Source organism: Mesorhizobium sp. M4A.F.Ca.ET.022.05.2.1 (assembly GCF_003998845.1).
Classification (GTDB): Bacteria; Pseudomonadota; Alphaproteobacteria; order Rhizobiales; family Rhizobiaceae; genus Mesorhizobium.
Genome location: NZ_RZOJ01000043.1, coordinates 17,055 through 27,178 on the forward strand (window position 1 = coordinate 17,055; position 10,124 = coordinate 27,178).

Here is a 10,124-nt window from a genome sequence, read left to right on the forward strand (position 1 = left end):
GCAAGATGAGGACGGGCCTCACCACATCGGTGATCTTGCATACGGTGGCGCTGGCCTTCGGGCTGTTCACGCTGTCGTCGCCGCCTGCCATGCCTGCGTCCGATGTCGAGTCGGTGGCGGTTGACATCGTGCCGATGGAGGCCATCGCGCAGACACTGCAGGGCGACAAGAAGGCGGTGATGCATGACAAGCCGGCGCCGACGCCGACCAAGCGCCCGGACATCGTCCCCGATGCGCAGAAGGTCGGCGAAAACAGCGTCGATACCGACAAGCCGATCACGGACGAGGCCAAGCCGAAGCCGGTCGACCTGACATCGGCGCCGCCGCCGGCGCCAACGCCGACCGAAAAGCCGAAGCCCGAGGACGCGCCGAAGCCGAAGGAGACGCCGAAGCCGACGCCGGCAACGGAAGTGGCGCCGGTGCCGCAGCCGAAGGAAGAGGTCAAGCCCGAGCCGGTCAAGCAGGTGGAACCGAAGCCGACGCCGGCCAAGGAGCCGACACCAGCGCCGCAGCCGGACAAGACCGCGGCCATCCAGCCGAAGGAAGAGGTCAAGCCGGACGCCGTTGCTGAGGCCATTGCCCAAGAACCGCCGACCGAGACGACGCAGCTTCCAGACTCCGCGCCGGCGCCCGAGGCGCGGCCGAAGCCGCAGCCGGCCCAGGCCGAGAGCGCCAAGGCGCCGGACCGCAAGGACGCCGACAAGCCGGTCAAGGAAGCGTCGTCGAAGCCGAAGTCGGAAGACAAGCAGTTCAACGCGGACGAGATAACGGCGCTGCTCGACAAGCAGAAGCCTTCCGGTGGCGGCGCCAAGCGCTCGGCCCAGCAGGCTTCGCTCGGCGGCGAAAAGGACCAGGGCCAGAAACTCTCAAGGTCGGAACAAGGGGCGTTGGAAGACCAGCTCGGCCATTGCTGGACCCTCCCGGTCGGCCTCGAAGGTTCCGAGGATTTCACCGTGGTCGTTCGCTTCAACCTGAACGCCTCCGGTAAGTTGGAAGGCCGCCCGACTGTCGAAAAGTCCAGCGGCAACCCCCAGTTCGACGCCAGTGCGGTTCGCGCCGTGCAGAAATGTGATGTCGCCGGGCTGCAGGTGCCCGCCGGCAAGCAGGACATATGGTCCGATGTTCGCGTCAACTTTGATCCGAGAGCGATGCTTGGCCTGTAGCCTGAGCACCCGAAAAATCAGCAAGAGAAGCGAGAAGACATGAAATCCATCCTCAAGCCGCTCCTGGTGGTCGCCGCAATGGCGATGGGCATAATTTCTGTCGCCACCTTGCCTGCTCGAGCAACCCTCGAGCTCAACGTCAACAAAGGCAATGTCGAGCCGATGCCGATAGCCATCCCCGACTTTCAGGGAGAGCTTGGCGCGCAGATATCGGAGATCGTAACCGCCGATCTGAAACGGTCCGGACTGTTCGCGCCGATCGACAAGGCCGCCTTTGTCGAAAAAATCACGAACCCAGATGCGGCGCCGCGCTACGAGGACTGGAAGGTCATCAACGCGCAGGCGCTGGTGACCGGCAGCGTGAACAAGGAGGCGGACGGCCGCATCCGCGCCCAGTACCGGCTGTGGGATATTTTTGGCAACACGCAGCTGGCCGGCGAGCAGTTTTTCGCCAACGACGCCAATCAGCGCCGTGTCGCTCATATCATCGCCGATGCGATCTATGAGAAGATTACCGGCGAAAAGGGCTATTTCGACACGCGCGTCGTCTTCATCGACGAATCCGGCGCCAAGAATGCGCGCAAGAAGCGGCTCGCCATCATGGACCAGGACGGCGCCAACGTGCGCTATCTGTCCGACGGCCGCTCGATCGTGCTGACACCGCGCTTCTCGCCGAACCGGCAGGAAATCACCTACATGTCCTATGAGAGCGGCCAGCCGAAGGTCTATCTACTGCAGATCGAGACCGGGCAGCGCGAATTGGTCGGCAACTTCCCCGGCATGACGTTCGCGCCGCGCTTCTCGCCCGACGGCCAGAAGGTGATCATGAGCCTGCTGCGCGACGACGGCAATTCCAACATCTTCGCCATGGACCTGAGGAGCCGCTCGACCACAAGGCTGACCAATTCCACCGCCATCGATACCTCGCCGTCCTATTCGCCCGACGGCAGCCAGGTGGTGTTCACCTCCGACCGCGGCGGCCGCGCGCAGATCTACGTAATGGGCGCCGACGGCTCCGGCCAGACCCGCATATCGTTCGGCGACGGCGTCTATTCGACGCCGGTGTGGTCGCCGCGCGGCGACCTCATCGCCTTCACCAAGCAGACCGGCGGCGAGTTCCAGATCGGCGTCATGAAGACCGACGGCTCAGGCGAGCGCATTCTGTCGTCCGGCTTCCAGCAGGAGGGACCGACTTGGGCGCCCAACGGCCGCGTGCTGATGTTCTTCCGCGACTCAGCCGGCGGTCCGAAGCTGGTTTCGGTCGACCTCACCGGCCGCAACGAGCAGTCGATCCCGACCTCGAACTTCGCGTCCGACCCGGCCTGGTCGCCGCTGCTTGAGTGAGCGGTCGAAAAGGAGAATTGAAGAACTGATGAAATGAAGAATTGAAGAATGGAGAAAGAGGGCAGTTACATCAAGCGCGCCAAGGATTTGGAAGTCTATAGGCGTGCTTATGCAGCTTCCCTCGACGTCCACAGAGCGACGCTCGTTTTTCCGAAAATCGAGCAATACGCACTGCCGACCAAATGCGTCGATCCAGCAAGGCGATTTGCGCCAATCTGGCGGAGGGCTTCGCCAAGCAGACCCATTCCAGACCCGAATTCGCGCGGTTCATTTCGATGGCTATGGGATCCTGCAGCGAAGTTGAAAAGTGGATTTCGTATGCGTTCGATCTTGGTTACATCACGCAAGCGCAACGCGACGAATGGCAGCAATCCTACGTCCACATCTATGGAATGCTGGTGAATCTGAGGGAGAGATTGAAGTGATCCTTTTCCTCAATTCCCCAATTCTTCAGTTCTTCAATTCCCCTTTTTCACAGGCTGGTCGCGTTTTGGCCGCATTTCCGCCTACGGTCCGCGCGCATTGTCGCCCTTGGTAATGCGTGGGCGTAACGGCTGCGGACGGCGGCCTAATACCAAATTTTAACCGTGTTTCTTGAATGCCGGTTAACCCAAACGTGGTTACTGGGTGATCAACGAAATCACTCGAATGCGAAGGAGAGGCGGCATGGGCCGTATCGCAGCACTTACCAGAAACCCGGCCATGATCGCGCTGGTGGCGGCACTCGCCATCACGGGTTGCGCCTCGAAGAAGACCCCGAACAGCGCGGCCGATCTCGGCCTCAACGGCGCGGGCGCCGCGACGCCGGGCTCCGCCCAGGATTTCACCGTCAACATCGGCGACCGTATCTTCTTCGACACGGATTCGTCCTCGATCCGCGCCGACGCGCAGACGACGCTGTCGCGCCAGGCGCAGTGGCTGAACCAGTACAAGCAGTATGCCATCGTCATCGAGGGCCATGCCGACGAGCGCGGCACGCGTGAGTACAATCTGGCGCTCGGCGCCCGCCGCGCCGCCGCCACCCGCGACTTCCTGGTCTCCAAGGGCGTTTCGGCCCAGCGCCTGAAGACGATCTCCTACGGCAAGGAGCGCCCGGTCGCCGTTTGCGACGACATCTCCTGCTGGTCGCAGAACCGCCGCGCCGTCACCACGCTTTCGGGCGCCGGATCCTGATTGGCAAAAATACAACAGCACCATGCGAAAGGCGGCCAAATGGCCGCCTTTTTCATATCCAGGGCCCTGAAACAAAATTTGGCCGAAGTCTCGCGCCCTGCTATGAGCCGAGGGCGCTTGGTCCCACTCTGAATCGGAAGGGCGCAACGGGCTATCAATTTCACGGCGAGAGATAGAATGCATTTCAGAACGGTCCTCAGCGGCACGCTTGCGCTGCTGCTCGTATCAAGCATCGCCGCCCCGGCAGCCGGCACGGGGCAGCCTGCCGATAGCGGGTTCTCCTTCCACCTGCCGACGCTCGGCATTTTCGGCGACAAGAAGAAACCGCAACAGCAGCAGATCGCGCAGCAGGACGGAGCCGGCGCCACTGGCCTGGAAGACCAACTCAGGCAGATGAACGGCAAGATCGAGGAACTCAATTTCCAGATCCTGCAGATGCAGGAGCAGATCCGCAAACAGCAGGAAGACAACGAGTTCCGCTTCCAGCAACTCGAGGGCGGCACGCAAGGCGGGCAGCAGCCGGCCAGCCAGAAGAAGTCGGAGGCCGCACCGCCTCCGAGCGGCGATGGCAATAGCGACAATGGCACCGACAACAGTGTCGCCGCGGCCCCGGCGACCCAGCCGCCGGCCGATGCGGGCGCCCAGTCGTCCGGCGGCGGCCAGAGCGTCGGCGAGGTCATCGTGGAATCGCAGACGGGCGACCCCGGCAAGGTAATCACCGGCGCGCCGCCGAAGCCGTTCGGCACCATCACCGTCGACAAGAACGGCAATGTGGTGAACGCCGACGAAAACACTCACGCCACCGCCCCGGCGGCGCCGGCCGCAACCGCCGAAGGCACCAAGGCCGGCAAGTCCGGAGGCACTGTGGTTGCCGCATTGCCTTCGACCAACGATCCGGATGAGCTCTACCGCAACTCCTACCAGTTCATCCTGTCGGGCGATTACGGCACCGCCGAACAGGGTTTCCGCGATCACATCGGCCGCTTCCCCAAGGACTCCAGGGCGGCGGACGCCCACTATTGGCTTGGTGAATCGCTGCTCGGCCAGCAGAAATACCGCGACGCGGCCGAGGTTTTCCTCGCCGCCAGCAAGGACTATCCGAAGGCCAAGAAGGCTCCCGACATGCTCCTGAAGCTCGGCGTATCGCTGGTCGGGCTGAAGCAGAACGATGTGGCCTGCGCCACTTTCGGCGAGATCGGCAAGCGTTATCCCGACATCTCCAGCGCGCTCAAGGAGCGCGTCAAGCAGGAACGGGCGCTCGCGGCGTGTTAGCTTTCCGCTTGCCTGTCGGTGTCCCCAAGTCGGGACCACTTTTAGGCGACACCCAGTGATGCTCGACACCGGGCCTGACCTTTCGGCACGGCTTTTTTCTGACATCGATTTATCTGACGGCGCGATTGCGGCCGTGTCCGGCGGCAGCGACTCGACCGCCCTTCTCATCCTCCTCAAGACCCATCTCGACCGAACTGCGCCCGCAACCAGGCTGCTGGCGGTGACGATCGATCACGATCTGCGGCCAGGCTCGGCGGCGGAAGCGCGCGACGTGGCCAGGCTCTGCGCCGAGCACGGCATCGCGCACCGGACCATCGTCTGGTCGGGGATGAAGCCATCGTCCGGCCTGCCCGCCGCCGCGCGCGAGGCGCGCTACCGGCTGCTGGCGGAGGCGGCGCATGCAGAAGGCATCGGCCTCATCCTGACCGGCCACACCGCCGACGACCAGGCCGAGACGGTGCTGATGCGGCAAGCGCGTGAAGAAGCGGCCCGCGAAGACGGGAGACCTGACGAGGAGGCTAGCGACGAGGGCGCGCGCAGCGAGGGACGCGGGCTTGCCGGCATGGCGCCGGCCACCCTCTATGATTGGCAAAGCTGGATCGTCAGGCCATTCCTCGGCACGCGACGCGCGGCGCTGCGCGATGTGCTGCGGCGCCACAACATCGGCTGGGCCGAGGATCCGACCAATGTCGACCAGCATTTCGAGCGACCGCGCATGCGGGCCGCTCTTGCGGGTGACGATGGCGCGCGGCGTTTCGCGGAGGCGACCGCGTCGGCCGGGCAGGCCGCCGCGAGCCGTGACGAGCTTGGGCGGCACGCGGCTATGCTGATCCGCGACCTTGCCGGCATGCCGGTCCCCGGCCTCATCCGTCTCGATCTTGCTTTCGCCGCACCCGGCGATGCCGAGGCCGCCGTCTATGCCCTGCGCATCCTGCTTGCGACCGTCGGGGGCGTTGCCTTCCTGCCGGATGCGATCCGTAGCCAAGCGCTATTCGAGCGGTTTCGGGCCGGACCGCTTTGCGCTACATTGTCGCGGACGGTGATCGACGCCAGGCGCTCCGGCATCTACCTCCGCCGCGAATCGCGCGGCCTGCCTGAGGCGGCGCTGGCCGTGAATAACGGCCTTTGGGACGGTCGCCGGCGCGTCACGCTGAGCAACAGGCAAGGCGCATTGTTGATCGCGCCGCTCGGCGCGGCCACGGCGGGCAAGCGGGCTGTTGCCGAGGGCGGCGCGCCACCAAGTCTTGCGCGCGCGGCGCTAGCCGCCGAGCCGGCATTGTGGCGCGGGACGGAATGCATCGGTTTTCCCGGTGAGGGCGCGGCTCTCACGGAGATTGGCGTCGTCCCTGCCGTTGCGCCTTTTGCCCGCTTCCTACCGTCCTTCGATCTTGCGCCCGCCGCCGCCGTGGCCCGGCTGATCGGCGCGCCGCCGCTCCCGGCCTTGCCTTTCCGCGGCCACAGTGCCGCCTGATGATTGGGCGAAAGCTTAACCCACACGTGCTGTTATGCTTGGCAAGGGGAGGCGCTCTCCCTATGTTAGGCCCAAGCTTCCTCTGATCATGCGTGTCCGTCCGCGGGCTCCAACGGGACAATAGATGAATCCGAACTATCGCAACCTCGCGCTCTGGGCGATCATAGCGGTCCTGCTCATCGCCCTGTTCAACCTGTTCCAGACGCCGCAGACGCGCGGCGCTTCGAGCGAGGTCGCCTATTCGCAGTTCCTGCAGGATGTCGCGGCTGGACGGGTCAAGACGGTGACCATCGCCGGCGCCCGCATTTCCGGCACCTACACCGACAGTTCGACCGGCTTCCAGACCTATTCGCCCGGCGATCCGTCGCTGGTGTCGCGGCTGCAGGACAAGAACGTCACCATCAACGCCCGGCCTGAATCCGACGGTTCCAACTCGCTGTTCGGCTACCTGATCTCGTGGCTGCCGATGATCCTGATCCTCGGCGTCTGGATATTCTTCATGCGCCAGATGCAGTCCGGCTCCGGACGCGCCATGGGCTTCGGCAAGTCGAAGGCCAAGCTGCTGACCGAGGCGCACGGCCGCGTCACCTTCCAGGACGTCGCCGGCGTCGACGAGGCCAAGGAAGACCTGGAAGAGATCGTCGAGTTCCTGCGCGACCCGCAGAAGTTCCAGCGCCTCGGCGGCAAGATCCCGCGCGGCGTTCTGCTCGTCGGCCCTCCCGGCACCGGCAAGACGCTGCTCGCCCGTTCGGTCGCAGGCGAGGCCAACGTGCCGTTCTTCACCATCTCCGGCTCGGACTTCGTCGAGATGTTCGTCGGCGTCGGCGCCAGCCGTGTCCGCGACATGTTCGACCAGGCCAAGAAGAACGCGCCCTGCATCATCTTCATCGACGAAATCGACGCGGTCGGCCGCCATCGCGGCGCAGGGCTGGGCGGCGGCAATGACGAGCGCGAACAGACGCTGAACCAACTGCTGGTCGAGATGGACGGCTTCGAGTCCAACGAAAGCATCATTCTGATCGCCGCCACCAACCGGCCCGACGTGCTCGACCCCGCGCTGCTCAGGCCCGGCCGCTTCGACCGCCAGGTGGTGGTGCCGAACCCCGACATCGTCGGCCGCGAGAAGATCCTCAAGGTGCATGTGCGCAACGTGCCGCTGGCGCCAAATGTCGACCTCAAGGTTATCGCGCGCGGCACGCCGGGCTTCTCCGGCGCCGACCTGATGAACCTCGTCAATGAATCCGCCCTGATGGCGGCGCGGCGCAACAAGCGCCTCGTCACCATGGCCGAGTTCGAGGACGCCAAGGACAAGATCATGATGGGCGCGGAGCGCCGCTCGTCCGCGATGACGCAGGCCGAGAAGGAACTGACCGCCTATCACGAGGCCGGCCACGCGATCCTCGCGCTCAACGTGCCGACCGCGGATCCGCTGCACAAGGCGACGATCATCCCGCGCGGCCGCGCGCTCGGCATGGTCATGCAGTTGCCGGAAGGCGACCGCTATTCGATGAGCTACAAGTACATGATCTCGCGCCTGGCGATTATGATGGGCGGCCGCGTCGCCGAGGAGTTCAAGTTCGGCAAGGAGAACATCACCTCCGGCGCCTCCTCCGACATCGAGCAGGCGACCAAGCTGGCGCGCGCCATGGTCACGCGCTGGGGCTTCTCCGACAAGCTCGGCCATGTCGCCTATGGCGACAACCAGGAAGAGGTCTTCCTCGGCCATTCGGTGGCGCGCACGCAGAACATCTCGGAAGAGACGGCGCAGATCATCGATGCCGAGGTGCGCCGGCTGATCGACGACGCCTATTCGACGGCCAAGGCGATCCTGACCAAGAAGAAGAAGGAATGGATCGCGCTGGCGCAAGGCCTGCTCGAATACGAGACGCTGACCGGCGAGGAGATCAAGCAGCTGATCGCCGGCCACAAGCCGGCGCGCGACCTTGGCGACGACACGCCGCCCAGCCGTGGCTCGGCCGTGCCTAAGGCCGGCACCGGCGGCCGCCGCAAGAAGGGCCCGGAGCCGGAAGGCGGCATGGAGCCGCAGCCGCAGGGCTAGTCGAGATCAGAGCGCTTCACCGTTTCAGGGAACGCAGAAGCGCTCTATTCTTTGGTTTGACCTATCCGACGGCTTCACGCGACGCGTCGTAAATCAGGAGACGCGCCGGATGTACGTTGAAGCGTCATCCTCGGGCCTGTCCCGAGGACCTGCCAACGCAACCGGGTTGGCGGTACCCGTGTCGCCCGACAGCAGATCCTCGGGACAGGCCCGAGGATGACGGCTTGGCGCTGTGGGAATCGCTTTATCCGCCGTATCCGATTTTATGATTCAGCTTTCAGCCGCCCATTGCACAGGCTGTAATAGCCGCCGCCCTTCTGGATCCAACGAAGGCCGTTCAACGTACCTGCCTCCTTGTTGCTGTGGTACCCCTGCAGGCAGGTCTTCATCCGCGCCTTCGCGGGCTTTTCGGTCTTGAACTCGGCGGCCAGCGTGGTCGGGAATGTCACGCCCGCCGGCGCTACGGGGGGCGCGACCGCCGCGCTGGTTTCCTTTTTCGGCTGCGGCTCGGTTTTGACCGTATCCGTGCTGACACTCTCGGCAGCGGGCATCGCACATTTCTCCTTGCGGAAAGCGGCCCAGTCCATGCCGTCCAGAGTGCCGCCTTCCTTGGCTGCGCGATAGGTCTCTCCGCATTCCTTCATCGTCAGTGCGCTTGCAGGGGCGGCGCCCCACGCAACCAATGCCGTCACAGCCAATACGGCCAATTTCAAACTAGACATAAGACCCTCCGGGGTTGCTAACGAGACCGATGTCTTTTTGTATACTGTTTGTTCTGCATATGTTCAATCAGAATTTTTGCGAGCTACTATAAAGCCTGGCGGTGGGAAGTGTGGGCGGTTGACGATACCGCTCGCTCCAGAGAGATGCAGATGCGAGCAAGGCCGGCGCCGGCGGCCGCCGCAAGAAGGACCCGGAGCCGGAAGGCGGCATGGAGCCCCAGCTGCAGGGGTGATGATAAGCGAATACCTGCTTTTGACCGCTCTCTTTTGGCGCTGCCCCTCATCGCCCTGCCGGGCACTTCTCCCCGTATAGTGACGGGGAAAAGGGCCGGCCGCGGCCCCGGCGCTTTTCCTGCAACGTTCGCGATTGGCGAAATCGGCGATGAGAGCGCCCCTCTCCCCGGAGAGGATGCCGGCAGGCAGGTGAGGGGCAGTAAAAACGCCTCAGAAATATCCGCTGGCCAACTCGCAAATCAGATGCGGCGTACTCGCTCAAACACGCCCAACAAAGAAAAAGGCCCGCGAACTTTACGGTTCGCGGGCCTTCGTCAACCGTAAACGAAGCGAAATCAGCTCTTCAGCTTGGCATTGCACAGGCTGTAGAAGCCGCCGCCCTTCTGAATCCACTTGAGGCCGTTCAGCGTGTTGGCGTCCTTGTTGGCGTAGTACAGCTCGAGGCAGGTGTGCATGCGGCCCTTGGCCGGGGTCTCGCTGGCAAACTTCTTGGAGATCGCCGTCGGGAACTTCACGCCCTTGGGAGCGGCAACGGACGGCTTCTCGGGTTCGCTGGTGTAGGTCGCCTCCGTCGGAGGCGGCACCGTGTCGTCGTCGTCCGCGGCGGCGCCGCACTCTGCCTTGCGGAAGTCGTTCCACTTCATGCCGTTGAGCTTGTTGCCGGTCTTGGCCGCCTGGTACTTGGC

8 protein-coding genes and 1 pseudogene are annotated in these 10,124 nt (G+C 64.1%); 7 read left to right on the forward strand and 2 right to left on the reverse strand.

Annotated features, from left to right (window positions below):
• Positions 1-5: 5 nt before the first annotated feature.
• The 7 genes from EN745_RS07800 (at position 6) to ftsH (ending at position 8,482) form a co-directional block, all read left to right on the forward strand.
• A complete protein-coding gene (locus EN745_RS07800) occupies positions 6-1,163 on the forward strand; it encodes an energy transducer TonB (RefSeq protein ID WP_126057876.1) in 1,158 nt (385 codons plus the stop codon).
• A gap of 39 nt (positions 1,164-1,202) precedes the next feature.
• On the forward strand, positions 1,203-2,507 hold the full coding sequence (gene tolB / locus EN745_RS07805) for a Tol-Pal system beta propeller repeat protein TolB (protein ID WP_126057877.1): 1,305 nt from the start codon (positions 1,203-1,205) through the stop codon (positions 2,505-2,507).
• Positions 2,508-2,689: 182 nt separating this feature from the next.
• Positions 2,690-2,932, forward strand: coding sequence for a four helix bundle protein (locus EN745_RS36865; RefSeq protein WP_245455345.1), 243 nt, complete (start codon positions 2,690-2,692; stop codon positions 2,930-2,932).
• A 241-nt stretch (positions 2,933-3,173) separates the two neighbouring features.
• Positions 3,174-3,680: a peptidoglycan-associated lipoprotein Pal gene (gene pal / locus EN745_RS07815; protein WP_126057878.1), complete on the forward strand. Its 507-nt coding sequence runs from the start codon at positions 3,174-3,176 to the stop codon at positions 3,678-3,680.
• 177 nt (positions 3,681-3,857) lie between these two features.
• Positions 3,858-4,952 (forward strand): tol-pal system protein YbgF, encoded by a 1,095-nt coding sequence (gene ybgF / locus EN745_RS07820; protein ID WP_127420924.1) that lies wholly within the window; start codon positions 3,858-3,860, stop codon positions 4,950-4,952.
• A gap of 58 nt (positions 4,953-5,010) precedes the next feature.
• Entirely contained in the window at positions 5,011-6,423 is a 1,413-nt protein-coding gene (tilS, locus tag EN745_RS07825) for a tRNA lysidine(34) synthetase TilS (protein WP_127420926.1), read from the forward strand.
• Positions 6,424-6,547: 124 nt separating this feature from the next.
• On the forward strand, positions 6,548-8,482 hold the full coding sequence (ftsH, locus tag EN745_RS07830; protein WP_126057880.1) for an ATP-dependent zinc metalloprotease FtsH: 1,935 nt from the start codon (positions 6,548-6,550) through the stop codon (positions 8,480-8,482).
• Between the two features lie 263 nt (positions 8,483-8,745).
• On the opposite strand, the gene EN745_RS07835 is transcribed toward ftsH, so the two are convergent.
• Both EN745_RS07835 and EN745_RS07840 read right to left on the reverse strand, forming a co-directional pair.
• Positions 8,746-9,204 (reverse strand): hypothetical protein, encoded by a 459-nt coding sequence (locus EN745_RS07835; protein ID WP_127420925.1) that lies wholly within the window; start codon positions 9,202-9,204, stop codon positions 8,746-8,748.
• 569 nt (positions 9,205-9,773) lie between these two features.
• Positions 9,774-10,124 (reverse strand): annotated as a pseudogene (locus EN745_RS07840) (hypothetical protein); the annotation flags it as partial.